Origin of the sequence: Nonomuraea roseola, from assembly GCF_039535395.1 — a bacterium.
In the GTDB taxonomy this organism is placed as follows: domain Bacteria; phylum Actinomycetota; class Actinomycetes; order Streptosporangiales; family Streptosporangiaceae; genus Nonomuraea; species Nonomuraea roseola.
This window is the reverse complement of record NZ_BAAAXC010000015.1, coordinates 2,687,598-2,713,156: the sequence shown is the minus strand read 5'-3', so window position 1 is coordinate 2,713,156 and position 25,559 is coordinate 2,687,598. Positions and strand designations below refer to the sequence as shown.

Below are 25,559 nucleotides of genomic sequence, written 5' to 3'. Positions count from 1 at the left end.
CGCGACCACTTCGCTCACCTACTGAGACCTCGTCTTGCTCGGGGACGGGGAAGGGGAGGGGGTGGCCGAGGCGTCCGTCTCGGTGGCGTCGAACTTCAAGCTGTTGATCTTCGTGATGCCCTCGGTCTCGTCGGCCACCTTGATGCCGTCCTTGACCATGGCCTGGTCGGGCGCCGACAGGTCGGCGACCTTGCGACCGGTCTGCTTGGCGACCTCGAAGAACTGGACCGGCCCCACCTCCTGCTGCAAGCCCCTGAAAACGACCACTTCGCCGTCCCTAGCTCCGACGAAGTACTGGTCCTGAACCCATTGCCAGCCGAAGTAGCCGCCGATTCCGGCAGCCACCCCCGCCACTGCCAGCACGGAGACCAGCACGGGCCACACGCGACGACGCTTGCTGCGACGGCCTGACGCCTCGGCGTCCTGGTAGTCGTCATCGTCGTCGGCGAACACCGGCTGGGGAGCGGTCACCGCGCTTACTCGCCCCGCCGGCTCACCCGGGGAGCTGGAACGCGAGCGGCTCATTCCCGCCGCGCCGACCACGGCGGCCTCGGCGGGGACCGGGAGACCGTCGGTGACGTCGACCACGTCGGCGAGCACGCACGTGATGTTGTCAGGCCCGCCGCCCCTGTTGGCCAGGTCGATGAGCTGGCGGACGACCTCTTCGGGGTCGTCGACGTTGGTGAGCGTCGCGTGCAGTGTCTCGGCGCTCACCACCCCCGACAACCCGTCGGAGCAGAGGAGGTAGCGGTCGCCGAGCTGGGCCTCGCGCAGCGTGAGGTCGGGGTCGACCTCGCCGCTGCCGTCGAGCGCTCGCAGGAGGATCGACCGCTGGGGATGCGTCGCCGCTTCCTCCGGGGTGATCCGCCCGTCGTCCACGAGCTGCTGGACGAGCGTGTGGTCGTGGGTGATCTGGTAGAGCTCCCCGCGTCTGAGCAGGTAGGCGCGCGAGTCGCCGACGTGCACCAGTGCGACCTGGGTGCCGTTCCAGAGCATGGCGGTGAGAGTGGTGCCCATGCCCTTGAGGCTGGGATCCCGCCCGACCATCTCGTGCAGTTTGCGGTTGGCGTCGCGCACTGCCGCCTCGATGGCGTTGAGCAGGTCACCCCCCTGTTGGCTCTCTTCGAGAGAGGCCATTGCGGCGATGGCGACGGAGCTCGCCACCTCGCCGTGTGCGTGCCCGCCCATGCCGTCGGCGACGGCGAGCAGGCGCCCGCTAGCGTACGCCGAGTCCTCGTTTCCTTCGCGGAGGAGGCCGACGTCCGAGCGGGCGGCGTAGCGGAGTGCGATGGTCATTTGCGCAATTCAATGACTGTCTTGCCGACGCGGATCGGAACACCGAGCGGCACCGGGGTCGGGCGGGTGACTTTTGAGCGGTCGAGGTATGTGCCGTTGGTGGAGCCAAGATCTTCCACGATCCACTGACCGTCCTGGGGGAAGAGTCGGGCATGCCGGCTGGAAGCGTAGTCGTCGGTCACGACCAGCGTGGCGTCGTTCGCCCTGCCGATGGTGATGGGCGTCTCCGAGAGATTGATGATGGTGCCCTGCAGGGGGCCGCCCGTGACGACCAGCTGGCGCGGCTCCCCCTTCTTACTCTTGGGTTTTGCCGCTGGTTTCGCGGGCTTTGCCGGCTTGCCTCTGGTCGCCGGAGAAGTGCGCGAACCGAACAGGTCGGTCCGGATCACCCCGACTGCGGCAATGACAAAGAACCACAGCACCGCCAGGAAGGCGAGCCGGATCAGCAGCAGCGTGAGCTCGGACATGGACCGTTTGTCTACCCCTAATCGCGCCGGAACACCAGAGTCGTGCGCCCCAGGGTGACACGAGTGCCGTTCTGGAGCTCGATCCTGCGTACCGGCTGGCCGTTGACGAAGGTGCCGTTCGTGGAGCCCAGGTCGACGAGCACGACCTGAGGGCCCTCGACCCGCAGCTCCGCATGGTGTCGGGAAACGCCTGGATCGACAAGACGAAGATCGCAGTCGGTGCCCCTCCCGAGCAAGGTCACCGGAGTGGTGAGCTCGTAGGAGCGGTCGCCCTGCGGGTCGTCCTGTGTGGAGACGAGCAGCCTGGGCCTGCCGCCGAACGCGCCAGGCCTGGAGGCAGGCAGGTCGCTCTTGGGCTGGCGGATCTCGTCCTGCTCGACCGTCGCACCCCTGATGACGCCCGAACGGATGCGGAACAGGCCCACCGCCAGGTCGGTGGCCGTCTCGAAGCGGACCCGGACCGGTCCCACGAAGGAGTAGCCCTGCTCCTTGGCGTACTCCCTGGCGAGGTTGGCCAGCTCGTGGCTGATGCTGTCGGCGTAGACCTCGAGCCGCTCGGCGTCGGTCGTCGACAGCTCCACCACGAAGTCGTTGGGTACGAGCGTCCGGCCCTGAGCCACGATGGCGGCCCGCTCGTCCATCTCTCGCTGCACCGCGCTGGCGACCTCGACCGGCTGAAGGTCAGATTTGAACGCCCGCGCAAAGGCCCCCTCAACCAAGCCTTCGAGCCTTCGCTCGAAGCGCTGAAGGACTCCCACCGGGTACCTCCCTTCCTCCGTGCATATCGTCGCGGCCGCTGGGGTGCCCGTGGCTCCTGAGTCGCTCTCTTGCACCCAGCTCTTCTCTCCGCGTCTTGATGCGATCGTATCCGGGTTCGGTACCAGCGTCTGATCCGTGCTACTGTTTCTCCGCACCCAAAAGGGCGGGTGGCGGAACGGCAGACGCGCACGGTTCAGGTCCGTGTGTCCGAAAGGACGTGAGGGTTCAAATCCCTCCTCGCCCACTCCGGTCGCCGATGAAATCGGCAGACCCACAGTGACGAAACAGAGCCCCGGTTCGCAAGAGCCGGGGCTTCTTCATTTGATACGGGCTGCACCTGCGTGGGGAACGTTACCTGAGATCACTTGCAGACCGCTTTCCAGCCGCTAACAACGTTTCCGCGGATTGCGGGGTTTCGCTGAGAGCTGAGCGATTGGTGCCCCGAGCGCCCGGCCGGGCCTCAATCAGCACTTTTCTGGCCAACGTCACATAGTCGACACTCTGCGTTGACGGGTCATACCTGTGCGTATAGCGTCACGGCTGCGTCGGCCTGGCGCCCGGTGTGACGGGGAGGCCGGCGAGATCGGCGCACACCCCTTCCGCACCGGTGAGGAGTCCCGTCGTGCCTGAGGTCCCCCTCCATCTCGGTTACTCGATCCTTCCCGACACCACGCTCGCTCCTGGAACGTTCCGCATCTCGGTGAGCGCGGCGCGGGGCGAGCGCCGGGCGTTCACCGTCTCCCTCCACGACGAGAGCGGCGAGCCCGTCGCCGAGCTGGCCTCGGACGGCGGCGCGGGCGACTCGGCCCCCTACCCGCTCGACGCCCTCGGCCGTGGAAGGCTGAGCGCCAGGCTCCACTCCGCCGACGGCGCGAATGTGACGATGACCACCCTCCTCGAGGACACCGCGACGCTGGACCGGCGCAGGATCCACTTCACGTGGGCCGGTGCGGGAGCCGTACAGGACGGTCCGGGCAGGCCGCTGGCCGAGCTCGACCCGAACGGCTCGCCCGTCGTGCTGAGCTACGACATCCCCGAACCGACCAGCTACCGCGGCCGCCAGATCATCGAGCTCGACATCCCTTCCTCCTACTTCGTCAAGCCCAGTTCGACCCGCACGCCGCCGCTGTACGTCAGTCACTCCATCGCCGCGGACGCCGCGCTCGCCGCGGGCTCCTTCCGCGTCTCGCTGACGCCGCCGGTCGGCGACCCCCGCCAGTACACCTGCAACGTGTTCAACGAAACGGGCACACAGGTCTGGAGTGTCAGCGCGATCGGCGGCACGACCGAGTCGTCGCCGCTGGCCTTCGACCTGTTCACCGGCACCACGATGACGGCCAGGGTGAACCACCAGGGCGGCAACCAGCCGGACGTCGTGATCCCGCTGGTCTTCCCCGAGGGGCCCGCCGTGATGCTGAACCAGCGCAGGATCCTGCTGACCTGCTCGGCGGCCACCGTCACAGGCCCCTTCCAGCGGGACAGCACGGCGCCGAGCACGGCGACGGGCGGGGAGGTCCAGGCGGCCTCGATGTACATCGGTCACTCCGTCACCCCCGACGACACCCTGCCGACGGGCACGTTCGGGTTCTCCATGACCGTCCCTCCCGAGGAGCAGCGGGAGTACTACTGCTGGCTGGTCAACGAGGCGGGCGCGGTGGTGTGGGGGATGCGCTCGGTCGCCGAGGTGACCGACTCCACCCCCTGCGCCTTCGGTCCCGTCCCGGGGAGCACGCTCACCGCCAGGCTGAACTACCAGGGCAGCGAGCTGCCCGACGTGGTCATCCCTCTGGCGCTCCCCGGCAGCCTCGCCTCGGCGCTGAACCAGCAGCGCCTCCACTTCGTCTGGTCGCGCCAGCCGGTCGCGCTCGACCCGGGCAGCTTCGAGCCGCGCGGGGACGAGCTGGTCGGCGAGGCGAACCCTGGCAGGAGGGCCAGCGAGCTGACGGCCCAGGAGATCGCCGACAAGTTCAGGCTGGCGCAGGACACCGCCTACTTCGACCCCGCGGTGTTCCCCAACGTCCAGGGCGGCGACGACGCCACCAGCAGGGGGCTCATCATCGAGGAGCTGAAGAAGCTCGACGAGAAGACCGTGGTCGTCCAGCTCATGGCGGGAAACAGGCTGGCCGTCTACAGGGACGCCAGCGGGCGCTACACCCACCGCTTCATCCCCGCGCCGCGCGGGGGAGCGCCCGCGCTCATGCTGGTGGAGTACTACCGGCTCTCCTCCTTCCCCGCCAGGTACGGCGCGGGCCGCACGATCAAGACGTTCTCGCTGCTCCCAGGCGAGCGCACGGAGATCCAGGTGCGCAGCTACAAGCGCACGGAGAAGGCGATCAGCCAGGCCTCCTCCATCCTCGACTCGACCAGCGACGAGGTGGAGAGCGACTTCGAGCAGAGCGTCCAGGCCGAGCACGCCACTCAGGACAACACCGGCAGGGCGTTCGAGTATCACGCGGAGGCCAGGGCCGAGGTCACGGCCACCTGGGGATGGGGCAAGGCCAACGCCTCGGTGAGCGGAGGGGTGAAGGGCTCGTCGAACGCCACCCGCGAGGAGCTGGCCAAGAACGTCTCCACCGCGGTGGCGCACAACGCCGCGCGAGCCTCGTCCCGGCGTGACGTGACGGTCGACACCAGCCTCGACATGAAGCAGGAGGAGATCGAGGAGCAGGCCATCACCCGCACGCTCGAGAACGTGAACGTCAGCAGGACGCTGAACTTCGTCTTCAGGCAGATGAACCAGGAGTTCGTCACCCTGCTCCACCTGGTGGACGTCAGGGTCGCCTTCTTCAACGGCTTCACCGAGTCGCGCAACGAGGTGGCGCTGCCGAAGCTCGGCAGGCTCCTCGACCTCTACATCGTCGAGGAGCACAGGCAGGAGGTGCTGGCGGGCATCGTCGAGGAGCTGCGCAGCATCGTCGACCACACGGGCAGGCCCCAGACGGACTTCGTCGAGGAGGTCAGCGCCGAGGACACCAGCCCGTACCTGCGGGTCAACCCCGCGACCACGTCGGCCTACCGCCCCGCGCCCGACGCGCACGAGATCACCGTTCCCGGCGTCATCGTCTCGGCAGACTCCCACGTCATGCGCACCGACGGCATCGTGGTCGACACCTTCCTCGGCAGGGGCAACGGCCTGGACGAGTACTCCACGGGCCTGCAGCGGCAGGCCGTCCGCGCACGCCAGCTCGAGAACGACACCAGGCAGGCGGAGCTGGACAGGCTCCAACTGGCCGTCCAGCTGGTGCGCGAGCGCGACGGCGCCGGCGTGGAGCTCTACCAGCGCCTGTTTCCCGTGCTGCCTGTGGTCAACCACATCGGGCACGCGTCGATCACCGGCGGGCCCGGCGGACAGCCCGCCGAGCCGGTCGAGGCATGAGCCACACGGGCACGTCGCAGGCCGTACCGCCCGAGAGCGCTGTGCTCCCCGAGAGCGCGGTGCTCCCCGAAGAGGAGGTGACGCCAGAGGACGAGGTGCGGCCGGAGGACAGGGTGCTGCCCCTGACAGTGGTCGCCCCGCAGGTGGAGAGGGAGAGCGTGCTCACTGAGGCGGCCACCGCCCCCGCGCCAGGCCTGCCGACCGAACAGGCCAAGGAGGAGGCGCTCCGCCGGTTCGAGGACCTGCCCAAGGGCGGGCAGCCGCTCAGCCAGGCCGCTCTCGAGTATCTCGCCGACCTCGGCAACCTGTTCAGGACAAGGGGGAAGGGGGTGAACTGGAAGTCGACCGCGCTGCGGCCCGTGTCCGGCCGCGTGGCGGAGCTGATCAAGCGGGTCAGGGTCATGATCGGTGAGATGGCACAGCTCGAAGAGAGCGGCGCGGCCCTCCACCGGTACTTCGTGGACACGCTGGTGGACGACCTGAACGCGCTCTACGCCCTGATCGTGCACTTCGCCAGGCCGGACCGGCACGGCACGTGGAGTGACGAGCCGACCGAGGACGAGCTGATCCTCCACCTGTTCTTGAGGAAGTCGGGCACCCGCCACCTCTCGGCCGACGGGGACCTCGGCCCCACTCCCCCCACGAGCACGGTCACCCAGTGCACGATGGACGGCAAGACCTTCCACCACAGGGGCCTGCCGATCCTCGTCATTGAGCTCGAGCACCTGCCGCCCGCGATCGTGATGACCATCCTGGAGATCCGCAACAGGCGAGGCGTCTCGGGCGTGGTCTACAAGGGGAAGAGCAGGGACACCGAGCCGAAGGCCGCAGGGGGCCTGCGGTCGTGGCACCAGAACGAGCTCGGGCTGCTGCCGCCGCTGCCGAAGGCGGCACCGGAGAAGTGGTCCGAGCCGCGAGGCCAGACCTATCACGCATTCTGGACGGCCGACTCCGTCGAAGGCCTCGCGGGCAGGCAGAAGGACAAGAACCTGAAGAGAGGGGAGAGCGGGCTGTACGAGGTGACGGTCGCCGGCACGCGATCGACCGACATCAGGCTGCTGTACGACTACGCGCGTGACCGCTTCTTCCTCACCTTCCACTACAAGATCATCCTGGCCCCTGGCGACGCGACGACCAGGCCGAAGGTCAAGCAGCTCGGCGTGGCGGCGGCGGAGCTCAAGTCGCCGACGAAGGGCGAGGGGTGGACCAGCGGCCTCTTCCTCGTCGACCTTCCCCTTGACTCGCCCTGCGTCGTCACACCGTTCGAGCAGGTGAAGGGCTCGTGCTCCAAGCCGTTCCCCCGCATGCCCGTCGAGCTCAAGCTCCCGCAGGACGGCGTCTCGCTCCAGGTGCCGAGAGGCCTCTGGAACGAAGTGATCGCCGCGTTCAACGGCTTCCAGAGAGAGCAGGACCCCCCGAGGCCGGAGCTCGAACTCGGCAGCGAGGGCAGCGAGATGATCGTCTACAACTATGTGACGAAGACGTCCTTCGACTTCCATCTCACCTGCATCTGTGACAAGCAGCGCCTGAACATCAGGAGGATCCATCTCGCCGTGCGCCTCACCGGCTGTCACACCTCGGTGATCTACTGGTGGTACGCCCTGTCGTGGCGGGAGGTCCCGGCGGCGGTGACGAAGATCATGGAGGCGTTGAAGCAGAAGAAGCGGCCCGCAAAGGGGACGCGGATCACGCTCGCCGACGCCGCCTGGCATCTCGACGGGCCGGCGAACGGCCACGGGGCCGACGAGATGGAGAGCTTCTGGGCGCGGATCGAGCCCTACGAGTCCCTGCTCGACGGCGCGGCCCTTCTCGAAGGGCTCCTCAAGGAGCTGCTGCTCAGGGCGCGGGGCGTCGAGGTCACGACCTCGCAGTCGGAAGAGGACAAGGGCGAGGTGTTCTTCCGCCTGCACCAGTGAGTCCCCCGGCCCGTGGGGGCCGGGGGACAGGTCAGGCGGCCCTGGTGTCGAGGAGTTCGCCCAGCAGGTCGCTCAGGCTCACCATGCCGATGACCGACAGGTCGGCCGCGGTGACCAGGCCCAGGTGCGCGCGAGCGTCCTGGAGCGCGGCCACGGCCTCGGGGACCTGGGTGACGCAGGAGAGCCTGGGCAGCGGCCTGGCCAGCTCACCGGCCGTGGCCTCGGGCATCAGCAGGGCGTCGCGCGCGTGCAGCACACCCCTGACGTCGCCGGGCGTGCCGATCAGCAGCCTGAGGTGGCCGCTGTGGCCGGCCGCCCGCTTGATCCGGTCGGCGTTCGCGTCGGCGGGCACCATCACGACCTGGTCGATGGGGACCATGAGCCGTTCGATGCCCTGCGCCTCGAGGCGAAGGGCGCGGGTGAGCAGGTCGTGCTCCTCGCGGTCGAGCAGGCCCATCCGGCCCGATTCGCCGACCAGCATGGCGAGCTGGCGCGGTGTCCTGGTGGTGGCCAGCTCGTCGCGGGCGTGCACACCGAACAGGCGCAGGATCAGGTTGGTGAAGCCGTTCAGCGTCGACAGCAGCGGACGCACCAGCCACGTGAAGGCCCTGAAAGGCACGGTCAGCAGCATCGCGGCCGACTCGGGGTGGGTCAGCGCCCACGACTTGGGTGCCATCTCGCCGATGACCATGTGGAGGAAGGTCACCAGGGCGAGCGCGATCGTCAGCGCGATCGGCACCCGCAGGCCCTCGGGCAGGCCGACGAGGGCGAAGACCGGCTCAAGGTAGTGCTCGATCGCGGGCTCGGTCACCATGCCGAGGCCGAGCGTGCACAGCGTGATGCCGAGCTGCGCGCCTGCCAGCATGAGGGACAGCTGCTTGCCGCCCTCCACCGCGGACTTGGCGACGAACCTGGTCAGCTTGGTGCCGCCCGAGGCCATCTCCTCCAGGCGGTGCCTGCGAGAGGAGACGAAGGCGAACTCGGCGGCCACGAACAGCGCGTTGAAGGCCAGCAGCGCGAGGCTGAGCGCGATCAGGGCGAGCGGGTTCACTTGGCCACCTCGGCGGGATGCTGGACGGGCGCGAGTCGTACCCACTCGGGGACGCGACGCTGCAGGGACAGCACCGTGAGGACCGCCTGCGACTCCTGGGAGTCTTCAGCGAACGGGTCGGACTCGGGGATGAGCTCCACCGTGATGATGTCGCCGGGCTCCGCCATCCTGCCGAGCCTGGCCAGGACCAGGCCCGCCACGGTGTCGTAGTCGTCGCTCTCGGGGAGCGAGATGCCGGTGGCCCGCTCGACCTCGTCGAGCCTGAGGGTGCCCGGCACGTCCCAGACGCCGCCAGGGCGCTCGACGGCGCCGACGGGCTCGGGGTCGTTCTCGTCGACGAGCTCGCCGACCAGCTCCTCCGCCAGATCCTCGACGGTCACCACGCCGGCCAGGCCGCCGTACTCGTCGATGACGCAGACGAGGTCGGCCCTGGCGGCGCGCATCTGCGCCAGGACGAGCGGCAGGGGCAGCGAGTCGGGGACCAGCACGGCAGGCTGGGTGACGTCGCCGATGAGGCCCTCCTCCACGCCCGCGGCCAGCAGCTCGCGCACGCCTGTCACGCCGATGACGTCGCCGTCGGGGCCGAGGACCGGGTAGCGGGAGTGGCCGCACTCGCGCATCGTCGCGATGAGGTCGGAGATGGGCCTGTCGACGCGCAGCACGACCACGCGCGGCCTCGGGACCATGGCCTCCTCCGCGATGCGGTCGCCGAACTCCAGCGCCCGCTCCAGCAGCTCCGACAGCCGCGGCGGCAGCTCGCCCGCCCTGGTGGACTCGGCGATGATCCTCGAAAGCTCTTCGGGGGTCGCGCCGTGCTCCACCTCCTCCACGGGCTCGACGCCGACACGGCGGAGCAGGCCGGTGGCGGCCGAGTCGAACAGCTTGATGAGGGGTCCGGCGATCGTCAGATACACCAGCGTCGAGCGGGCCAGGAACTTGGCCACGGGCTCGGGCTTGGCGATGCCGAGGTTCTTGGGGGCGAGCTCACCGAGCACCATCTGGATGACGGTGGCCACGAAGACGCCGATCGCCACGGAGAAGGCCGAAGGAAGATCTCCCAGCAGGGGCCTGACCAGCGTCGCGATGGCGGGTTCGGCGAGGAAGCCGACGAGCAGGGCGGTGACGGTGATGCCGAGCTGCGCGCCGGAGAGCATGAACGACAGGCGTGAGGTGACTCGCAGCGCTCGCTCCGCCCCAGCGTCGCCCGCGTTGGCCTGCTCCCGCAGGTTTCCCCTGTCGACGGCGACGAAGGCGAACTCCTGGGCGACGAAGTAACCGGTCGCCGCGGTGAGGAGGAAGAGGGCAAGAATGCCGAGATAGGCGCTCATTTCGAGCTCGCAGGGGGTCCCGTGCAGATGCACGGGCTAGTACTCCATGGGTCCGGAGCGGACACGATCTTCCCTTCGATAGAGGTCGTCCACAACCGTAACGACCGCGCGGACGTCAAATGTTTCCCGAGTGACTCATGCTCTGGTCTGCGTACTTTTTCATGGGAATTCCTTGACGAGACGTCTGCACTGGTGAAGGCCACGAAGTACGGTCGAAAGCAACCGAGGGGGAGTAAACGACGTGTCCGAGGACGACCGCACGCGAGCCATGCGCTCACCGGGCGACGGACGCCCGCTGCCGCGCAGGGACGAAGGACCGCCCCGCTCAGGCGGGGCGCCCGCTCATCCGATCCCCGGCAGCGCGCCCACCAGGGCGCACGAGCAGCCCAAGGCTCCTGACGAGCCCCGCTCCAGCGCTCGGGTGTACGGCAAGGCCCGCTCGGGCAACAGCCCCGTACGCCCCCTCAAGAAGCCGCCTCGGGAGCCGCGTGAGCCCCGGCTGCGGGGCCGGATCAAGGGCGCGACGATCCTGAAGATCATCGCCGGGGCGCTCGCCGTCCTGCTGGTGCTGGCCGTGGTCGGCTTCTTCTGGATCAACTCGCGGATCCAGGCCATCGACGGCGTGCTCGACGAGTACGAGGGCCGCCCCGCCGACACCCCCGGCACCAACTGGCTGCTCGTCGGCTCCGACAGCCGTGAGGGCCTGTCGGCCGCCGAGCGCAAGAAGCTGGCCACCGGCAGGGCCGTCGGCCGGCGCACCGACTCGATGATGCTGCTGCACATCCCCGAGGGCGGCGACAGGCCCACACTGGTCAGCCTGCCCCGCGACTCCGCGGTCAGCATCCCTGGACAGGGTCGCAACAAGCTCAACGCCGCCTTCGCCATCGGCGGCCCGCAGTTGCTGACCCGCACGATCGAGAACGTCACGGGCATCAGGATCGACAACTACATGGAGGTCGGCTTCGCCGGGTTCGTCGACATCGTCGACGCGGTGGGCGGCGTCGAGATCTGCGTGAAGAGCCCGATCAACGACCCGAAGGCGGGGCTCAAGCTCAAGAAGGGCTGCCAGGAGATGGACGGAGGCACCGCCCTCGGCTATGTCCGCACGCGCAAGGGCGGCGCGCTGCCCGACTTCGAGCGCACCAAGCGGCAGCGGCAGTTCCTCAGCGCGGTCGTGAAGAAGGCGGCGAGCCCTCTGGTGCTGATCAACCCGTTCACCTCGATCCCGCTGGCGATGGGCGCCACGGACGCTGTGCGGGTCGACACAGGGACCGGCGCCTTCGACCTGCTCTCGCTGGGGCTGGCGATGGGCGGCAGCCCTGTGACGACGGTGGTGCCGTTCGGCGGCAACGAGAGCGTCGCCGGCGGGCAGGCGGTCAAGTGGGAAACCACACGGGCGATCCAGCTCTTCGACGCGCTCAAGGAGGACAAGCCGGTGCCCAAGGACGTGCTGGACAAGGGCTGAGCCGCGTGGCGCGGGCCGCCTCCCTTTTTCGAGAGGACGGCCCGCGGCGGTGGTCAGCCCGTGGAGGCGCTCGTCGCGGCGCCGATGGCGGCGCTGGTCGCGGCGATCATGATGACGGCGTTGATCTCGGCGATCGTCTTGGCCACGGCCTCACCGGCCCACGCGCCCTCGGTGATCTCCTTGATCCGCTCCTTGCTCGCCCCGGGGAAGGCCTTGCGGTCGAGCTTGGCGGCGTGCAGGACGGCGATCAGCACGGCCGTGCGCTCGTCGGGCTCGGAGCCGCCGAGCACGCTCGCCACCCTGGCGCGGATCTCCGCCTCCACCCTGCCGTCGGCCTCGGGCCAGCGCGTGGTGGGGAAGATGCCGAGGATCTTGCCGCGCTCCTGCGTGAGCACGCCCGTGTCGGCGAGCCTGGTCAGCAGTCGGGTCCTGAGCTTGCTGTTGCCGATCTTGGCGACCCACCAGGCGGGCTTGCGCTCCTTGCCGTCCTCGACGATGCGGGTCATGGTCGTCAAGAGCTCCGCGTCGAGCTCCGTGCCGCCTCCGGCGGCGTCCTTGACGATCACTCTCTTCTCCGACAGCGCGATCCTGCCGTCGACCGCCAGCTCGGCGAGTACGGCGCCGCCGAGCGCCGCGTCGAGTTCGGTGGAGCCGATCAGCTGCTTGCCGTCCTGCTCGCTGTGCGCCAGGAGGAGGACTTCTTCGGCGATGGTGACGCTCATGTCCAGACAGTACGTCGTAAGCGCTCCGTAAGCGTTGGGGAGCGGTTCGCGTGGTGGTGTGGAGGCATGAGAGTACTGCGTCATCCCGCGACCTGGATCGCTGTGGCGGTGGTCTTCGGGGTCGCGATGTACCTGTTCCAGCCGTGGCGGCTGTTCACCACCGTGGAGGTGAACGAGCCCCTTCCCGAGGTGGCCGTCGCCTCCTCGACGGGCGCCACGCCCGCGCCAGCGACCGTTCCGCGGGCGGTCAGCCCTGCTCCCGCACCGGAGGTGCTGCGGTCAGGCAGGTTCGTGACCCACGAGCACAGGACCTCGGGCGTCGCCAGGGTGCTCAGGCTCGCCGACGGCAGGCGCGTCCTGCGCATCGAGGGCCTGGCCACCTCCGACGGCCCCGACCTGCGCGTGTGGCTGAGCGACCAGCCCGTCACCGACTCCTGGCGCAACTTCGACGACGGCAGGTACCTGGAGCTCGGCGACCTCAAGGGCAACAAGGGCGACGCCAACTACCCGATTCCGGCCGACGCGGACCTCGACAGCCTCACCAGCGTGTCCATCTGGTGCAAGCGGTTCAGCGTCTCCTTCGGCGCCGCCGCTCTCACCGCCGGGACGCGTTAACTTGCTCCGTATGTCGATTTCATCGGAACTGCACGCCATCGGCCGCCCGCTGCTCGAGGCACAGCTCGCGCACCCGACCGTGGCGGGCATCGGCAGGGGCGACCTCGAGGAGAAGGTCTTCAGATCGTGGCTGGAACAGGACTGGCTGTTCCTGCACGACTACGTGAGGGTGTTCGCCAGGCTGGCCTGGCAGGCTCCGGCCGCGCACCTCGGAGACCTCGTCGACCTGGCGCACACGACCTTCCACGACGAGCTGTCGCTGCACAGGTCCCTGTCGGCCGAGTTCGGCGCCGACCTCGACGGCGCGGTGAAGGGCCCGGCGTGCCAGGCGTACACCGCCTTCCTGCTGGAGTCGGCGGCCACCTACGCCGAGGGCCTGGCCGCCCTCTATCCGTGCATGTGGGGATACTCCACGCTCGGCCGGATCCTCGCGGAGAACAGGCCCGCCGAGCCGCGCTACCGCGCATGGGTCGACACCTACGCCGATCCCGGTTTCGCCGCCCTGACCGGGCGCATCGCCGAGATGATCGACGAGGCGGCGCCCGATCTCTCGAGGGCGAAGGAGCTGTTCGCCGAGGGAATGCGACACGAGCTGGCCTTCTGGGACGTCCCGTAGGGCGGAGCTGCTTTCCACAGGCTGTGGACCATATTCTGGACGCATGCCGGAACTTCCCGAAGTGGAGTCGCTCGCCGAGTTCCTGCGCGAGCGGGCGGTGGGGCGCACCATGCTGGCCGTCGACGTCGTCGCCTTCCAGGCGCTCAAGACCTTCGACCCGCCCGTCACCGCGCTCGGCGGGCTGACGGTCACGGGCGTGGCGAGGCACGGCAAGTTCCTCGACCTCGACTGCGACGGCCTCCACCTGGTCTTCCACCTGTCGCGAGCGGGATGGCTGCGCTGGCGCGACGACCTGTCGGGCGCGAAACCCGTCCGCCCAGGCAAGGGGCCGCTGGCGGCGAGGGTACGGCTGGCGCCCGACGACGACGGCGTGGCGCCGGGCTTCGAGCTGACCGAGGCGGGCACGCAGAAACGCCTGGCCGTCTACGTCGTCAAGGACCCCGAGGAGGTTCCGGGCGTCGCCTCGCTCGGCCCCGACCCTCTCGCGCCCGAGTTCACGCCCAGCGCGCTCAAGCAGATCGTGGGCGGCAACCGCACCCAGATCAAGGGCCTGCTGAGAGACCAGAAGATCATCGCCGGCATCGGCAACGCCTACTCCGACGAGGTGCTGCACGCGGCCAGGATGTCGCCCTTCAAGATCTCGGCCACGCTGACCGACACGCAGATCGCCGACCTGCACGAGGCGATCGTGACCACGCTGCGCGACGCGGTCGAAAGGGCCCACGGCCTGGCCGCCAAGGATCTCAAGGCGGAGAAGAAGTCGGGGTTGCGCGTGCACAACAGGGCGGGGCAGACGTGCGACGTGTGCGGTGACACGATCCGCGAGGTGTCGTTCGCCGACTCCTCGCTGCAGTACTGCCCCACCTGCCAGACCGAGGGCAAGATCCTCGCCGACCGGCGGATGTCCAAGCTGCTGAAGTAGGGCCCCGCTCAGGCGACGAAGGGAGGCTGACCCGTCTCGCTCACCATGGGCTTGCGGGCCGTCTCCCACGACTGCATGCCGCCGCCGACGTTGACGGCGTCGCGCCCGATGTGGTTCAGCCATGCGGCGGCGTGGGCCGAGCGGCCGCCGACCCTGCACACGACGTACACCTGCTGGTCGGCAGGCACCTCCTCGACCCGCGCCTGCAACTCGGCGAGCGGGATGTGCACCGCCTCGGGGGCGTGGCCCGCGACCCATTCGTCCTGCTCGCGGACGTCGAGCAGGTAGGCGCCCGCGGGCACGTCGGTCACTTCGATCTCAGGAACGCTCATACCTCCATTCTCGGGGAGCCGGACCCCTGACCACGCCCGGAAGGGGCGGTGCGTGAGGCTTCGAGGGGCGGCCTCTTGCCAGGAAGTCGGTAAGTGACATAATTCGGTCGAAAATTACAAACCGCGGGAGCTCGGGCGATGACCGGGCTGAGAGGGCGGCTCCTGCGCCGCCGACCGCATGAACCTGTCCGGGTAATGCCGGCGTAGGGAGCGTGTGATGACGCATGTCATCGACCCCAAGCATGCAGAAGTCCCCCTGACCCTCGACGAGGCTCCCCCCAAGACTCTCGGCATCCTCGACCAGGGCGCGTTCTGGGCCAACCTGGGCGTCAGCCTCCTCGGCTTCTCCTTCGCGCTCTTCCTCATCAACCCCCTCCTCGACGACAACCCGCTGTCCATGACGGCCGCGGTCACCGCGACCGTCGTCGGCAGCCTCATCGGCACCGCCATGGTGGGCCTGGCCGCCATCCCCGGCGCGCAGACGGGCCAGCCCGCGATGGTCCTGCTCAGAGGGCTGTTCGGGGCCAAGCTCTCCTACGTCCCGACCGTGCTCAACATCATCCAGATGCTCGGGTGGGGCGCCTTCGAGCTGTGGGTCATCTCGATGGGCGCGCAGGCCATCTTCGGCGACGCCGTGCCGTACGCGGTCTGGGTGCTCCTCGCGGGGGCGATCACCACCGGGCTGACGATCTACCCGCTCGGCGCCATCAGGCTGATCAGGCGCGTCGTCACGATCGGCGTGATCATCTCGACCGTCTGGTTCGCTGTCGTCTTCCTGCGCTCGGCCCCCACCCCGGCCGGCGGCAGCTGGGACGCCTTCGCCCCCGCCGTCGACTTCGTGATCGCGCTGTCGGTGTCGTGGGTGCCGGTGGCCGCCGACTACGCCAGGCACTCGCGCAGCAGCCGCGCCGCCTTCACCGGCGTCGTCGGCGGCTACACGGTCGCGCAGGTCGCCTGCCTGGCCATCGGCGTCTACGCGGTCGCTATCGCCGGGCACGACGCCGTGCTGAACGACCCGACCACGGTGTTCGGCCCGTTCGTGGCCGCCCCGCTGGGCGCGCTGTTCTTCGGCATCCTGGTGCTGCGCGAGACCGACCAGTCCTTCGCCAACGTCTACTCCACCGCCATGTCGCTGCAGAACCTCATGCCCCGCGTGGACAGGCGCATCTTCTCCATCGCGATCGGCGTGCTGACCATCGGCGTGGCGCTGCTCGTGGACGTCAACTCCTACAGCGCCTTCCTCAGCATCATCGGCGCCGTCTTCGTCCCGATGCTGGGCGTCCTCGTGGTCGACTACTTCCTGCTCGGCCGGGCCAGCACGTGGGACACCAGCGAGGACGCCCCCTCGCGCTGGCCGATGGTCGCGCCGTGGGCGCTGGGCTTCGTCACCTGGTGGCTGCTGGCCGCGCCTTCGACGATCAGCTGGTGGGCGGCGATCTGGGACGGCGCGCGCACGGCGCTGGGCTTCACCAGGCAGCCGTGGATGAGCGCGGCCGTGGGCGCGTTCCTGGTGGCGGGCCTGGTCACCCTGGCCATCGGCCTCGTACGGCGAAGCAGGCGCTAACCCTCGATCCTCAGCAGGCGCTCAAGGGCGGTCGCCCCGCCCGGATAGCTCTCGCGGTCGCGGACCCGGTGGCACGGCACGATCACGCACACCGGGTTCGCGTTCAGCGCGTTGCCCACCGCGCGCAGCGCCTGTGGCCGTCCGATGCGCGCCCCGAGGTCGGCGGTGGTGGTGCTGGTGCCGTACGGCACAGCCATGGTCATCTGCAGCAACGTGCGCGCGAACGGCGTGGCCAGCTGCAGGTCGACGGGGGTGGTGAAGGCGCGCAGGCGCCTGGAGAAGTAGGCGTCGAGCTCGCGGCGCACCGGGTCGAGACGGCGCGCGTCGGGGCCGACGAGGCCGCCCACGACCCGCGTCAGCCGCTCGAAGATCGTGTGCTCGTCCTCGAAGCTGCAGGCGACCACGCCCTTGGCGGTGACCGCGAGCACCAGCCTGCCGAGGGCGCCTTCGTAGGTGCCGACGGCCACGTCAGGCGGCCGTCCAGCACGGTAGGTGGCTGAGGTGACCCTCAGCAGGGCTTCGAGGTCGCCGGCCGACATAACCCGCAGCGTATCGGACGGATCGGCCTACGGAGCGGGCGCGCCACCGGCAGTATGGAAGGCGTGGGTGACGAGGAGATCGCCGCTGCCGTCCTCTCCAGCGCCCCCAACGCGGTCGTCGTGCTCGACAGGGACCAGACCGTGCTGGTCTGGAACCCAGCGGCGGAGCGGTTGTTCGGATGGAGCACCGAGGAGATGGTCGGCAGGCGCGCGCCGATCGTCCCTGGCGAGCTGACCGCCGAGCACCACGCGGTTCTCGAAAGGGTGCGCACCGGCGGCCAGGTCTCCCTGCGCACCAAGCGTTTCCGCAGAGACGGCACCGTCCTCGACGTGCGGGTCGACACCAGCGCGCTGCTCCACGGCACGGCCGTCGTCGGCTACGTGCACGTCCACCACCTGCCGGAGGACGACGTCGTCGCCAGGGACAGAGGGGCGCACAGGGCCAGGCTCGTGCGCAGGCTCACCGACGTCGTCGGCGACATCAACGCCGAGCTGGAGCTGCCCGCCGTGCTCGACCGCATCGCGGCCAGCCTCACGGAGCTCACAGGGGCCGACGCGGGCGGGTTCGTCCTCATCGAGAACGAGCGGCTCAGGCTGGTCAGCGCCTACCAGCTGCCCGAGTCGCTGAGGAACGCCACCGCCGACCTGCGCAGCAGCCTGGTCGGCAAGCTGATGCGCACGGGCAAGACCGTGATGCTCGAGTCGGAGGGCCTCGACGACCTGGTCTGGGCCGAGCTGCCCGGCCTGCACACGATCGCGCTGGGCCTGGCCGCGGTGGGCGGCCGTCCCTACGGCGCGCTCTACGCGCTGTTCGCCAAGCGCAAGCCGGGCCATGTGGAGCTCGAGCTGCTCGAGCTGCTGGCGGGCCACGCGGGCATCGCGGTGGGCAACGCCATGGCCTACCAGGAGGCGCTGCGGCAGCGCGCGCACGAGCGGGCCGTCTTCGACGCCAGCGCCGACGGCATCGCGGTGCTCGACGAGCCGGGCAGGGTGGTCCAGTGGAACCCCGCGGCCGGTGAGCTGACCGGCATCCCCGTCGAGAAGGTCATCGGCGAGCCACCGCCCTTCCCCCTGCCGGAGCCGGGAGAGAAGCTCACCTTCCAGCTGGCCAACGGTCGCTGGCTCGACGTGGTCAGCGCCAAGATCGAGGAGACAGGGGAGATCGTCGTCGACTTCCGCGACATCACCACCGCCAAGGAGCTGGAGGAGGCCAAGGATCTGTTCCTGGCCACCACCAGCCACGAACTGCGCACCCCGATCACGATCGTGCGCGGGTTCGCCAGCACGCTCGACGCCCGATGGGACAAGATGACCGATCCCGAGCGCCGCTCGGCCGTCCACACCATCGCCGAGCGGGCCAGGTCGCTCGGGCAGCTCATGGACCACCTGCTGCTCGGCGCCAGGGCGGGAGCCGAGGAGCTCGCGGTCCGCGTCGAGACCTTCAACCTGGCGGAGCGGGTGCGCGCGGCCACGCTGGGCCTGCCCGTCCTGTCCGACAGGCACAGGGTCGAGGTGGTCATCCCCGAGGAGCTGCCCGACGTGAGGGGTGACGCGCTGGCCACGGACATCGTGCTCGGGCAGCTGCTGGAGAACGCCTTCAAGTACTCACCCGACGGCGGTCTGATCAGTGTCGAGGTGTGGGCGGAGAGGCGACACGTGGTCGTGGTGGTGGACGACGAGGGCGTCGGCATCGCCCCTGATGACCGTGACCGAATATTCGAGCGGTTCGTCCAGGTCGACAGCGGTGACCGGCGCAGATTCGGCGGTGTGGGCCTCGGGCTCTACATCGTGCGGAGCCTGGTCAAGGCGCAGGGCGGCGAGGTCACGGCCCATCCCCGCCCAGGTGGCGGCACTCGCATGCGGTTTGCTCTCACTATCGTGGCCGACACGCCGAGCCGGTAACGAGCCGGTCACGGATGCGCTGATCTATCGTCCAATGTGTACAAGCTGTGATCGAGACACGGTTTCTGGGACTGAGTAACGGGGCATTTCGGTCGTATCCGGGGGCGTTCCCTGGGGGGACATGGGAGCGGGGAGGTGGGTGTGTCGAGCGTCGTGATGTTGCCGTACGCACTGTCCAGCGTCGCCGTCGCGCGCCAGCGTCTCTGCACTGACCTGCAGGAGTGGGGGGGTCTACGCCACCGCGATCGATGATGCGGTCCTGGTGGTGAGCGAGCTGCTGAGCAACGCGCTACGGCATGCGCGACCGTTGACCTCTGGCATGGTCAGGGTGGCGTGGCTGTGGACTGACGATCACGTCGAGGTGGCTGTGAGTGACGGAGGCGCGGCGACCGAGCCGCGCGCGGGCCGTCCCACGATGTCCTCACTCGGCGGGCGCGGCCTCGGCATTGTCGAATATGTCGCGGAGAGCTGGGGCGTCCGGCACGACGGGGAGACGACCACGGTATGGGCCGTGCTCCCCGCCCCGCACGCCAACGGTCAGGTCGCCGCGCTCAAGGAAGCCGGGTAGAGCACCCGGCGCTCGCCGGCCGTCCATGCGGTCGAGACCAGCAGGTAGATCCCCGCCGCCAGCGGCAGCACGGCAGCGGCGATCACCGTGCCGTAGGGCAGCAGTTTGAGGATCTTGAACTGCCCTGCCTCCATCCTGCGGGAGGTGTACCAGGCGATCAGCGCGATCGCGACGATGACGCCGGCGAAAGCCAGCACGGGCCAGCTGATGAGGCCGTACTTCGCCACCACCACCGCCAGGTGCTGACCGAGCAGGTCCGTACCGATCAGGGGGTGGGTGGCGACCTGATACATCAGCCAGAGGAACGGCATCTGCGCCAGCGCGGGACCGAATCCCGCGAAGGGCGAGGTGCCTTCCTTGGCGTAGAGGGCCGACATCTCCTTGCTGAGCCGCTCGGGATCGCGGCTGTGGCGTTTCTGCAGCTCCTGCATGCGCGGCGCGAGCCGCATCCGGATCTTGGCGGCGCGCGCCTGCTTGATGCTGAGAGGCAGCAGCAGCAGCCGTACGGCCAGCGTGAACAGCACGATCACCAGCGCGGTGTTACCGCCGAAGCCGGTGATGAGCATGACAAAAGAATCGATCATCGCAACTCCTCATAGAAAGGTCTCGGTTTCTAGAAGGAGCGCGATGACGGAGCTCGTGGACGCGGTCTGCCCGCCGCGTCAGGATCGCACTGGCGAGGAAAGGCCGACTTCCTGGCGTAGGCCATGGGGAAGGTCGGCGTGCCGCCCTGCTGGGCGACGAGCACGCTGCTCGCCCAGACGGCGAGCAGGACCAGCACCAGCCCGGCGATCAGCACCAGGCCGGCGGGATCCGCCAGCGCGAAATGGAACACCTACCTGGACCTGCCCACCAGGGTGACGGCGACGAAGACGATCACGCCGATGACGCCGACGATCAGCGCGAGCTGCAGCAAGCCCATGAGCATGGGCAGGATGAACGTGAAAAGCACCCAAAGCGCCAGAAGCGCGCCCACGACGAGCATGACCATTCGACCCATAGGGCCACCGTACGTCCTGGACCATGCGTGCGCGAGGCAGTTAGCCGTACCGTGACTGGGTGAGCACCCGCATCCTGGTCGTCGATGACGATCCGACCGTCGCCGAGGTGGTGGCGCGTTACCTCGAGCGCGACGGTCACCAGGTCGAGTGCGTGGGCGACGGAGCCGAGGCGCTGCGCAGGGCGCTGGCCGATCCGCCCGACCTGATGGTGCTCGACCTCATGCTCCCGAAGCTCGACGGCCTTCAGGTCTGCAAGAAGCTCAGGGAGCGCTGGCCGGTGCCGGTGATCATGCTCACCGCGCTCGGCGAGGAGATCGACCGCGTGGTCGGCCTCGAGACTGGCGCCGACGACTACGTGACCAAGCCGTTCAGCCCGCGCGAGCTGGCGCTGCGCGTGCAGTCGGTGCTGCGCAGGGCGCGCGGCGCCTCTGTCACCGGCGGCAGCGGGGTGCTGCGCGACGCCGACCTGGTCGTGGACGTGGGCGCCCACGAGGTACGGCTCGGCGAGAAGGAGATCCTCCTGACCGCGCGCGAGTTCGACCTGCTGGCCTACCTCATGCGCAACCCGCGCCAGGCCTTCAGCAGGGCGGCCCTGCTCGACCAGGTGTGGGGGTGGTCGTTCGGCGACTCCTCCACGGTGACCGTCCATGTGCGGCGGCTGCGCGAGAAGGTCGAGCCCGACCCCACGGTGCCGCGCAGGATCGTCACCGTCTGGGGCGTCGGCTACAGGTACGAGCCGCTGTCATGACCCTCCTGGAGATCGTGGCCGTCACCGCCGGGCTCGGCGTGGTCGTGGCGGCGGCCGGTCTCGCGCTGATGTGGCGGCTGCGCACCCGCTCCATCGGCGTCATGCTCGCCGTCGTCGTGGCCGTCGCGGTGCTGGCCACGGTGGTGGGCGTCGCGGCGATCACGATGCGGATGGCCATCGACGCCGCAGCGAGGGACCTGGTGCTCAGCGTGGTGGCTGTGGGCGGCCTCGTGGGCCTCGCCGTGGCCTTCGTGGTGGCCAGGCAGATCGTGGCGGCGAGCAGGCGGCTGGCGGCCGCGGTGCGCGAACCCTCCTTCGTCGCCCCGCCGGGGCTGCCCGCAGAACTGCGGGCCATCGCCAGCACCCTGGAGGAGTCGTACGCGCGCGAACGCGCCCTCGAGGGGGCGCGCAGGGAGCTGGTCGCCTGGGTGAGCCACGACCTGCGCACCCCGCTGGCCGGGATGAGAGCCATGGCCGAGGCGCTGGAGGACGGGGTCGGCGACGCCCGCAGGTACCCCACCCAGATCAGGCTGGAGGTCGAGCGGCTCTCGGCGATGGTGGACGACCTGTTCGAGCTCTCCCGCATCCACGCCGGGTCGCTGCGCCTGAACAGGACCAGGACAGGACTGGGCGATCTGGTGGCCGACGTCGTGGCGGGAGTGGAGGCTCTGGCCCTGGCCAAGGGGGTACGGCTGTGCGCCACGCCCGCCGTCGCCCCCGTGTCGGCCGACGCGGGAGCTCTGGGAAGAGCGCTGCGCAACCTGGTGGTGAACGCGATCAGGCACACCCCCGAAGGGGGAACGGTCGCTGTGCGCGTCTCCGTGGAGGACGGCCTGGCCTGCCTGGCGGTGACCGACGCCTGTGGCGGGATCCCCGAAGAGGACCTGCCGAGGGTGTTCGACGTCGCCTTCATCGGGGAGAGGGCCCGCACGCCGACGAGGGACGGGGGAGCGGGCCTGGGGTTGGCGATCACCCACGGCCTGGTCGCCGCTCACGGAGGCAGCGTCTCCGTCGCCAACCAGGCCCCGGGATGCCGCTTCGAGATCCGCCTGCCCCTCGCCCCCTAGTAGCCGGCGCGCGTGCGGGATCTGGTTGGGTGGCCGCATGACAGTGAACGCGAACCCCCCGCGCCAGGCCCGGTGGGACGGCTGGCGCAGGTGCGCGGTGATCGGTACCGTCACGCTGGTCCCCACCAGCGTGCTGGCCTGGGTCTACGTCCTGAGCACCTACGCGTTCTCCCGATGCCTCACCTACGGGGAGCAGTGCGATCTCGGCTCGAGCGGGCTGCTGTCGTTGGCCTGGTGGGCCTTCTGTGGCAGCGCCGCCGCCGGCCTGCTCGCGATCGTGCTGCCTGCCAGGTGGCAGGCGATGACGTGGCTACGCCCTGCACTCGCCGTCACCCAGCTTCTCCTGCAACTGGTCACCTTCACCGCCGTGGTCGCCGCCGCGTGACGAGCACGGCTCAGCGGGCGGGAGAGGACAGGAGGTCCCAGCGGTTGCCGTCGGGGTCGGTGAAGGGCGCGACCGTGCCGTAGAACTCCCTGCGGGGAGCGGCGTCGAAGGTGACGCCCGCCGACAGCATCCTTCCATGGTCGAGGTCGAAGTCGTCGGTGTGGAGGACCAGCCGGCCCTCTCTCGCGGGAGCGTCGCCGCGGGTCAGCAGCAGCGCGGTCTCCCTCGCGTGGCGCGGGCGCACGGTCACCCACCGCTCGCCGTCGCCGCCCTGCCTGTCCTCCCACAGGTCGAAGCCGAGTGTCCCGACGTAGAAGGCGAGAGCCTCGTCGTGGTCGCGCACGACGAGAGGGACGAGGCCGAGCCGCTGGGCGGGCACGAACCCGCCACTGGTGCGCGCCTCCTCCTGCCGGCGTGTGATCGTCCATACGATCCGGATCGCGAGGGAGCCCGCGGCGAGCGACAGCGCGATCGTGAGCACCGACACGACCGGGCCTGGGACCGCCCGCACCGAGTACGCGTGGACGGCGAGCATCCCCAGCCAGCTCAGCCACCAGGCCCAGACCAGCCGGGAGCGGCGGACTCTGAACAGGTCCGTGCCCGGGGCCTGGCCGCCGGGTCGCGAGGTGGCTCGGATGTCGTCGACGATCCCCTTCGGGACGAACAGGTTGACGACGGGCAGGATCCAGCCGAGGACCATGAACGGCGCGGCGTAGGTGTGGACGACCCCTGGAGAGAGCGCGTGCGCGTTGGCGCGGGCGCGAGCCAGCCAGCACACGTAGGCGAACCCGGCGGGGATGAGGATCAGCTGGTACCTGAGCCGCCAGCTCTCCCCGTGGAGCAGGTGGGCGATCGACATCGCCGTGGACGCGGCGACGACCAGGACGATCATCACGACCGCGAGTACGGCTAACGGCCGGACGGGGCGCAGGAAGGGAGGGGGCACCACGGATCCTTCGACGGCGGCAAGATGATCGCCAGTATGGCGGTTCATGAGCAGGAAAACAGATGATCTTCGCGTCGGACCATGGTCATATGGCTGCCATCGGGAAGACTGGAGGTCGGCGACGGGGAGGCGAGGGTGGCGACCAAGGACGGCGACGGGTGGACGATCTGTCGGCAGGGTCACAGGCACTGGGGCACGTACGGCGCGGCGGGGCTGCTGGCCGTCCACCGCGATGAGGAGGGCGTCGCCCACGTCCTGATGCAGAAGCGGTCCCTCTGGAGTCACCACGGCGGCACCTGGGGCCTGCTCGGAGGGGCGTGCGACAGCCACGAGGACCCCGTCGACGCCGCGCTGCGCGAGGCGGGCGAGGAGGCCGTGCTCAAGCTCGACGAGCTGCACGTGCGCGGCGTCTACCACGACGACCACGGCGGATGGGCGTTCGACACCGTGATCGCCGAGGCAGAGACGCTGCTGCACGCCGTACCCGGCAACAGTGAGAGCGCCGACCTGCGCTGGCTCACCCCTCCGGAGATCGAGAAGAAGCGGCTGCACCCTGGCTTCGCCCACACGTGGCCGACGGTCCAGGCCGCGCTCGAGCCGGGGCTGGTGGTGCTCGACGTCGCCAACATCGTCGGAGCGAGAGCAGAGCACGGCTGGTGGAAGGACCGCAGGGGAGCGGCCTCCAGGTTGCTGACCGACGCGGCGGGCAAGAGCCTGCCGCACGAGGTGCTGACCCGGTGGTTCCCTCGCGTGGTCGCGGTCGTGGAGGGCGCGGCGCGCGGCGCGGACAAGGTGGAGGGCATCTCCGTCGTCCACGCGCCGGGCAGCGGCGACGACACGATCGTCGAGGTCGTACGGCAGGCGAAGCCGTGGGAGCGCGTGCTCGTCATCACCGCGGACAAGGCGCTGAGGGAGCTGGTGACAGGGCTCGGCGCGCTGGTCGCCGGTCCGAAGTGGCTGCTCGACCGGCTCTGAGCTGGCAGCATGTGTCCATGTCTGTCCCCCGGACACTCGAGATCCCGCCCGACGAATGGGGCAGGCCGCGCTCCGCCGCCCAGGTTCCCTGGCTGTTCCTCGCGATCATCGCGGCACTGCTCGCGGGCAGGTTCCTGCTCGCACCGCACCTGACCGCGCCCGCGCTGCAGACGTGGGCCACGATCTTCGTGGCGATCTGCGTGCAGGCCCTGCCGTTCCTCGTGTTCGGCGTGGCGCTGTCGGCGGCCATCGCGGCGTTCGTGCCTCCCGCCTTCTGGACCAGGGCGCTGCCGAAGCGGCCCGCGGTGGCGGTGCCCGTGGCGGGCCTGGCCGGAGCGGTGCTGCCGGGGTGTGAGTGCGCCTCGGTCCCCGTGGCCTCGGGGCTGATCAAGCGGGGCGTCACGCCGGCGGCGGCGCTGGCGTTCCTGCTGTCCTCGCCCGCGATCAACCCGGTCGTGCTGGTCGCCACCGCCGTGGCCTTTCCCAACGAGCCGCTGATGGTGCTCGCGCGCTTCGCCGCTTCGCTGGTGGCGGCCGTGGGGGTGGGCTGGCTGTGGCTGCGGTTCGGAAAGACCGAGTGGATCCGCAACCGCGCCCATCACCACGGCTCGTTCCTCGAGGCGATGCGGCACGACCTCCTGCATGCCGGCGGCTTCCTGATCGTGGGCGGGCTGGCCGCCGCCACGCTCAACGTCGTGGTGCCGCGCGAGTGGCTGACGGCGGTGGCGGAGGTGCCGTGGCTGGCGGTGCTGGTGCTCGCGGCGCTCGCCGTGCTGCTGTCGATCTGCTCGGAGGCGGACGCGTTCGTGGCGGCCTCGATGTCGGCCTTCTCTCCCACGGCGAAGCTGACGTTCATGGTGGTCGGGCCGATGGTCGACCTCAAGCTGATCGCGCTCCAGACCGGGACGTTCGGCAAGGCGTTCGCGGTCAGGTTCGTCCCGGTCACCCTGGTGTTCGCCGTGGTGGCGAGCGTCGTCGTCGGATGGATCCTGCTGTGAA

General features: G+C 69.6%; 26 protein-coding genes, 1 tRNA gene and 1 riboswitch. Of the genes, 15 read left to right on the top strand and 12 right to left on the bottom strand.

The window, feature by feature from the left end:
• Nucleotides 1-18 precede the first annotated feature (18 nt).
• From ABFX55_RS36140 to ABFX55_RS36130, 3 genes are read right to left on the bottom strand one after another with little or no spacing between them, the layout of a single operon-like run.
• Nucleotides 19-1,296, bottom strand: coding sequence for a Stp1/IreP family PP2C-type Ser/Thr phosphatase (locus tag ABFX55_RS36140; RefSeq protein ID WP_346127361.1), 1,278 nt, complete (start codon nucleotides 1,294-1,296; stop codon nucleotides 19-21).
• Nucleotides 1,293-1,763, bottom strand: a complete 471-nt coding sequence (locus tag ABFX55_RS36135; protein ID WP_183652930.1) for an FHA domain-containing protein FhaB/FipA — start codon at nucleotides 1,761-1,763, stop codon at nucleotides 1,293-1,295. Before ABFX55_RS36135 ends, ABFX55_RS36140 begins: the two co-directional genes overlap by 4 nt.
• 17 nt (nucleotides 1,764-1,780) lie before the next feature.
• Nucleotides 1,781-2,521, bottom strand: a complete 741-nt coding sequence (locus tag ABFX55_RS36130; protein ID WP_183652927.1) for an FHA domain-containing protein — start codon at nucleotides 2,519-2,521, stop codon at nucleotides 1,781-1,783.
• A 162-nt stretch (nucleotides 2,522-2,683) separates the two neighbouring features.
• Here ABFX55_RS36130 and ABFX55_RS36125 point away from each other — a divergent pair.
• The 3 genes from ABFX55_RS36125 (at nucleotide 2,684) to ABFX55_RS36115 (ending at nucleotide 7,814) form a co-directional block, all read left to right on the top strand.
• Nucleotides 2,684-2,766: transfer RNA gene (locus tag ABFX55_RS36125), tRNA-Leu, on the top strand.
• Between the two features lie 378 nt (nucleotides 2,767-3,144).
• Nucleotides 3,145-5,898: a hypothetical protein gene (locus tag ABFX55_RS36120; protein WP_346127359.1), complete on the top strand. Its 2,754-nt coding sequence runs from the start codon at nucleotides 3,145-3,147 to the stop codon at nucleotides 5,896-5,898.
• Nucleotides 5,895-7,814: a hypothetical protein gene (locus ABFX55_RS36115; protein WP_346127358.1), complete on the top strand. Its 1,920-nt coding sequence runs from the start codon at nucleotides 5,895-5,897 to the stop codon at nucleotides 7,812-7,814. The genes ABFX55_RS36120 and ABFX55_RS36115 overlap by 4 nt, the downstream gene beginning before the upstream one ends.
• Before the next feature lie 31 nt (nucleotides 7,815-7,845).
• Here the strand turns inward: ABFX55_RS36115 and ABFX55_RS36110 are convergent, their stop codons facing one another.
• The gene (locus ABFX55_RS36110) at nucleotides 7,846-8,865 is read right to left on the bottom strand and encodes a hemolysin family protein (protein ID WP_346127356.1); all 1,020 of its coding nucleotides are present in this window, start codon (nucleotides 8,863-8,865) and stop codon (nucleotides 7,846-7,848) included.
• Nucleotides 8,862-10,193 carry a hemolysin family protein gene (locus ABFX55_RS36105; protein WP_379479028.1) on the bottom strand — a complete coding sequence of 444 codons (1,332 nt, stop codon included), beginning with the start codon at nucleotides 10,191-10,193 and terminating at the stop codon, nucleotides 8,862-8,864. Before ABFX55_RS36105 ends, ABFX55_RS36110 begins: the two co-directional genes overlap by 4 nt.
• A 241-nt stretch (nucleotides 10,194-10,434) precedes the next feature.
• Between ABFX55_RS36105 and ABFX55_RS36100 the strand changes: the two genes are divergently transcribed.
• On the top strand, nucleotides 10,435-11,658 hold the full coding sequence (locus ABFX55_RS36100; protein WP_346127352.1) for an LCP family protein: 1,224 nt from the start codon (nucleotides 10,435-10,437) through the stop codon (nucleotides 11,656-11,658).
• Between the two features lie 53 nt (nucleotides 11,659-11,711).
• Here the strand turns inward: ABFX55_RS36100 and ABFX55_RS36095 are convergent, their stop codons facing one another.
• Nucleotides 11,712-12,380, bottom strand: coding sequence for a GOLPH3/VPS74 family protein (locus ABFX55_RS36095; RefSeq protein ID WP_346127350.1), 669 nt, complete (start codon nucleotides 12,378-12,380; stop codon nucleotides 11,712-11,714).
• A 66-nt stretch (nucleotides 12,381-12,446) separates the two neighbouring features.
• Between ABFX55_RS36095 and ABFX55_RS36090 the strand changes: the two genes are divergently transcribed.
• Genes ABFX55_RS36090 through ABFX55_RS36080 form a run of 3 tightly spaced genes read left to right on the top strand, consistent with a single transcriptional unit; the run spans nucleotide 12,447 to nucleotide 14,533 of the window.
• The gene (locus tag ABFX55_RS36090; protein ID WP_346127348.1) at nucleotides 12,447-12,995 is read left to right on the top strand and encodes a DM13 domain-containing protein; all 549 of its coding nucleotides are present in this window, start codon (nucleotides 12,447-12,449) and stop codon (nucleotides 12,993-12,995) included.
• Nucleotides 12,996-13,005: 10 nt separating this feature from the next.
• The gene (locus tag ABFX55_RS36085; RefSeq protein ID WP_346127346.1) at nucleotides 13,006-13,611 is read left to right on the top strand and encodes a TenA family protein; all 606 of its coding nucleotides are present in this window, start codon (nucleotides 13,006-13,008) and stop codon (nucleotides 13,609-13,611) included.
• Between the two features lie 43 nt (nucleotides 13,612-13,654).
• Nucleotides 13,655-14,533, top strand: coding sequence for an Fpg/Nei family DNA glycosylase (locus ABFX55_RS36080; protein WP_346127344.1), 879 nt, complete (start codon nucleotides 13,655-13,657; stop codon nucleotides 14,531-14,533).
• Between the two features lie 8 nt (nucleotides 14,534-14,541).
• Here the strand turns inward: ABFX55_RS36080 and ABFX55_RS36075 are convergent, their stop codons facing one another.
• Nucleotides 14,542-14,865: a rhodanese-like domain-containing protein gene (locus tag ABFX55_RS36075; protein ID WP_346127342.1), complete on the bottom strand. Its 324-nt coding sequence runs from the start codon at nucleotides 14,863-14,865 to the stop codon at nucleotides 14,542-14,544.
• A 113-nt stretch (nucleotides 14,866-14,978) separates the two neighbouring features.
• Nucleotides 14,979-15,093: riboswitch (TPP riboswitch) on the top strand.
• Here ABFX55_RS36075 and ABFX55_RS36070 point away from each other — a divergent pair.
• Nucleotides 15,083-16,429, top strand: coding sequence for a purine-cytosine permease family protein (locus ABFX55_RS36070; RefSeq protein ID WP_346127341.1), 1,347 nt, complete (start codon nucleotides 15,083-15,085; stop codon nucleotides 16,427-16,429). Its footprint overlaps the riboswitch before it by 11 nt.
• On the opposite strand, the gene ABFX55_RS36065 is transcribed toward ABFX55_RS36070, so the two are convergent.
• Nucleotides 16,426-16,968, bottom strand: coding sequence for a methylated-DNA--[protein]-cysteine S-methyltransferase (locus tag ABFX55_RS36065; protein ID WP_346127340.1), 543 nt, complete (start codon nucleotides 16,966-16,968; stop codon nucleotides 16,426-16,428). The two genes, ABFX55_RS36070 and ABFX55_RS36065, sit on opposite strands and share 4 nt — an antisense overlap.
• Nucleotides 16,969-17,022: 54 nt before the next feature.
• On the opposite strand from ABFX55_RS36065, the gene ABFX55_RS36060 reads away from it, so the two are divergent.
• Nucleotides 17,023-18,870 (top strand): PAS domain S-box protein, encoded by a 1,848-nt coding sequence (locus tag ABFX55_RS36060; RefSeq protein WP_346127339.1) that lies wholly within the window; start codon nucleotides 17,023-17,025, stop codon nucleotides 18,868-18,870.
• Between the two features lie 208 nt (nucleotides 18,871-19,078).
• Nucleotides 19,079-19,438, top strand: coding sequence for an ATP-binding protein (locus ABFX55_RS36055; RefSeq protein WP_346131359.1), 360 nt, complete (start codon nucleotides 19,079-19,081; stop codon nucleotides 19,436-19,438).
• On the opposite strand, the gene ABFX55_RS36050 is transcribed toward ABFX55_RS36055, so the two are convergent.
• Genes ABFX55_RS36050 through ABFX55_RS36040 form a run of 3 tightly spaced genes read right to left on the bottom strand, consistent with a single transcriptional unit; the run spans nucleotide 19,408 to nucleotide 20,438 of the window.
• Nucleotides 19,408-20,022, bottom strand: a complete 615-nt coding sequence (locus ABFX55_RS36050; RefSeq protein ID WP_346127338.1) for a YidC/Oxa1 family membrane protein insertase — start codon at nucleotides 20,020-20,022, stop codon at nucleotides 19,408-19,410. The two genes, ABFX55_RS36055 and ABFX55_RS36050, sit on opposite strands and share 31 nt — an antisense overlap.
• Before the next feature lie 29 nt (nucleotides 20,023-20,051).
• A complete protein-coding gene (locus ABFX55_RS36045; protein ID WP_346127337.1) occupies nucleotides 20,052-20,273 on the bottom strand; it encodes a DUF6412 domain-containing protein in 222 nt (73 codons plus the stop codon).
• Nucleotides 20,274-20,438: a hypothetical protein gene (locus tag ABFX55_RS36040; RefSeq protein ID WP_346127336.1), complete on the bottom strand. Its 165-nt coding sequence runs from the start codon at nucleotides 20,436-20,438 to the stop codon at nucleotides 20,274-20,276.
• A gap of 59 nt (nucleotides 20,439-20,497) precedes the next feature.
• On the opposite strand from ABFX55_RS36040, the gene ABFX55_RS36035 reads away from it, so the two are divergent.
• The 3 genes from ABFX55_RS36035 to ABFX55_RS36025 are packed head-to-tail and all read left to right on the top strand — an operon-like array spanning nucleotide 20,498 to nucleotide 22,639.
• Nucleotides 20,498-21,187: a response regulator transcription factor gene (locus ABFX55_RS36035; RefSeq protein ID WP_346127335.1), complete on the top strand. Its 690-nt coding sequence runs from the start codon at nucleotides 20,498-20,500 to the stop codon at nucleotides 21,185-21,187.
• A complete protein-coding gene (locus ABFX55_RS36030; protein ID WP_346127334.1) occupies nucleotides 21,184-22,254 on the top strand; it encodes a sensor histidine kinase in 1,071 nt (356 codons plus the stop codon). Before ABFX55_RS36035 ends, ABFX55_RS36030 begins: the two co-directional genes overlap by 4 nt.
• 37 nt (nucleotides 22,255-22,291) lie before the next feature.
• Nucleotides 22,292-22,639, top strand: coding sequence for a hypothetical protein (locus ABFX55_RS36025; RefSeq protein WP_346127333.1), 348 nt, complete (start codon nucleotides 22,292-22,294; stop codon nucleotides 22,637-22,639).
• Between the two features lie 10 nt (nucleotides 22,640-22,649).
• Here the strand turns inward: ABFX55_RS36025 and ABFX55_RS36020 are convergent, their stop codons facing one another.
• Complete coding sequence (locus ABFX55_RS36020; RefSeq protein ID WP_346127332.1) at nucleotides 22,650-23,585, bottom strand: DUF4328 domain-containing protein; 936 nt, start codon at nucleotides 23,583-23,585, stop codon at nucleotides 22,650-22,652.
• Nucleotides 23,586-23,666: 81 nt separating this feature from the next.
• Between ABFX55_RS36020 and ABFX55_RS36015 the strand changes: the two genes are divergently transcribed.
• Both ABFX55_RS36015 and ABFX55_RS36010 read left to right on the top strand, forming a co-directional pair.
• Nucleotides 23,667-24,560, top strand: a complete 894-nt coding sequence (locus ABFX55_RS36015; protein ID WP_346127331.1) for an NUDIX hydrolase — start codon at nucleotides 23,667-23,669, stop codon at nucleotides 24,558-24,560.
• A 17-nt stretch (nucleotides 24,561-24,577) separates the two neighbouring features.
• Nucleotides 24,578-25,558, top strand: coding sequence for a permease (locus ABFX55_RS36010; RefSeq protein WP_346127329.1), 981 nt, complete (start codon nucleotides 24,578-24,580; stop codon nucleotides 25,556-25,558).
• The last annotated feature ends 1 nt before the right edge of the window (nucleotide 25,559 follow it).

Coding starts and splice junctions, on each gene's coding strand:
- ABFX55_RS36080 (WP_346127344.1), top strand. CDS start 13,655: ATGCCGGAACTTCCCGAAGTGGAGTCGCTCGCCGAGTTCCTGCGCGAG.
- ABFX55_RS36025 (WP_346127333.1), top strand. CDS start 22,292: ATGACAGTGAACGCGAACCCCCCGCGCCAGGCCCGGTGGGACGGCTGG.
- ABFX55_RS36060 (WP_346127339.1), top strand. CDS start 17,023: ATGGAAGGCGTGGGTGACGAGGAGATCGCCGCTGCCGTCCTCTCCAGC.
- ABFX55_RS36105 (WP_379479028.1), bottom strand. CDS start 10,193: ATGAGCGCCTATCTCGGCATTCTTGCCCTCTTCCTCCTCACCGCGGCG.
- ABFX55_RS36065 (WP_346127340.1), bottom strand. CDS start 16,968: ATGTCGGCCGGCGACCTCGAAGCCCTGCTGAGGGTCACCTCAGCCACC.
- ABFX55_RS36015 (WP_346127331.1), top strand. CDS start 23,667: ATGGTCATATGGCTGCCATCGGGAAGACTGGAGGTCGGCGACGGGGAG.
- ABFX55_RS36075 (WP_346127342.1), bottom strand. CDS start 14,865: ATGAGCGTTCCTGAGATCGAAGTGACCGACGTGCCCGCGGGCGCCTAC.
- ABFX55_RS36090 (WP_346127348.1), top strand. CDS start 12,447: ATGAGAGTACTGCGTCATCCCGCGACCTGGATCGCTGTGGCGGTGGTC.
- ABFX55_RS36115 (WP_346127358.1), top strand. CDS start 5,895: ATGAGCCACACGGGCACGTCGCAGGCCGTACCGCCCGAGAGCGCTGTG.
- ABFX55_RS36040 (WP_346127336.1), bottom strand. CDS start 20,438: ATGGGTCGAATGGTCATGCTCGTCGTGGGCGCGCTTCTGGCGCTTTGG.
- ABFX55_RS36085 (WP_346127346.1), top strand. CDS start 13,006: ATGTCGATTTCATCGGAACTGCACGCCATCGGCCGCCCGCTGCTCGAG.
- ABFX55_RS36050 (WP_346127338.1), bottom strand. CDS start 20,022: ATGATCGATTCTTTTGTCATGCTCATCACCGGCTTCGGCGGTAACACC.
- ABFX55_RS36095 (WP_346127350.1), bottom strand. CDS start 12,380: ATGAGCGTCACCATCGCCGAAGAAGTCCTCCTCCTGGCGCACAGCGAG.
- ABFX55_RS36135 (WP_183652930.1), bottom strand. CDS start 1,763: ATGTCCGAGCTCACGCTGCTGCTGATCCGGCTCGCCTTCCTGGCGGTG.
- ABFX55_RS36070 (WP_346127341.1), top strand. CDS start 15,083: ATGACGCATGTCATCGACCCCAAGCATGCAGAAGTCCCCCTGACCCTC.
- ABFX55_RS36140 (WP_346127361.1), bottom strand. CDS start 1,296: ATGACCATCGCACTCCGCTACGCCGCCCGCTCGGACGTCGGCCTCCTC.
- ABFX55_RS36030 (WP_346127334.1), top strand. CDS start 21,184: ATGACCCTCCTGGAGATCGTGGCCGTCACCGCCGGGCTCGGCGTGGTC.
- ABFX55_RS36010 (WP_346127329.1), top strand. CDS start 24,578: ATGTCTGTCCCCCGGACACTCGAGATCCCGCCCGACGAATGGGGCAGG.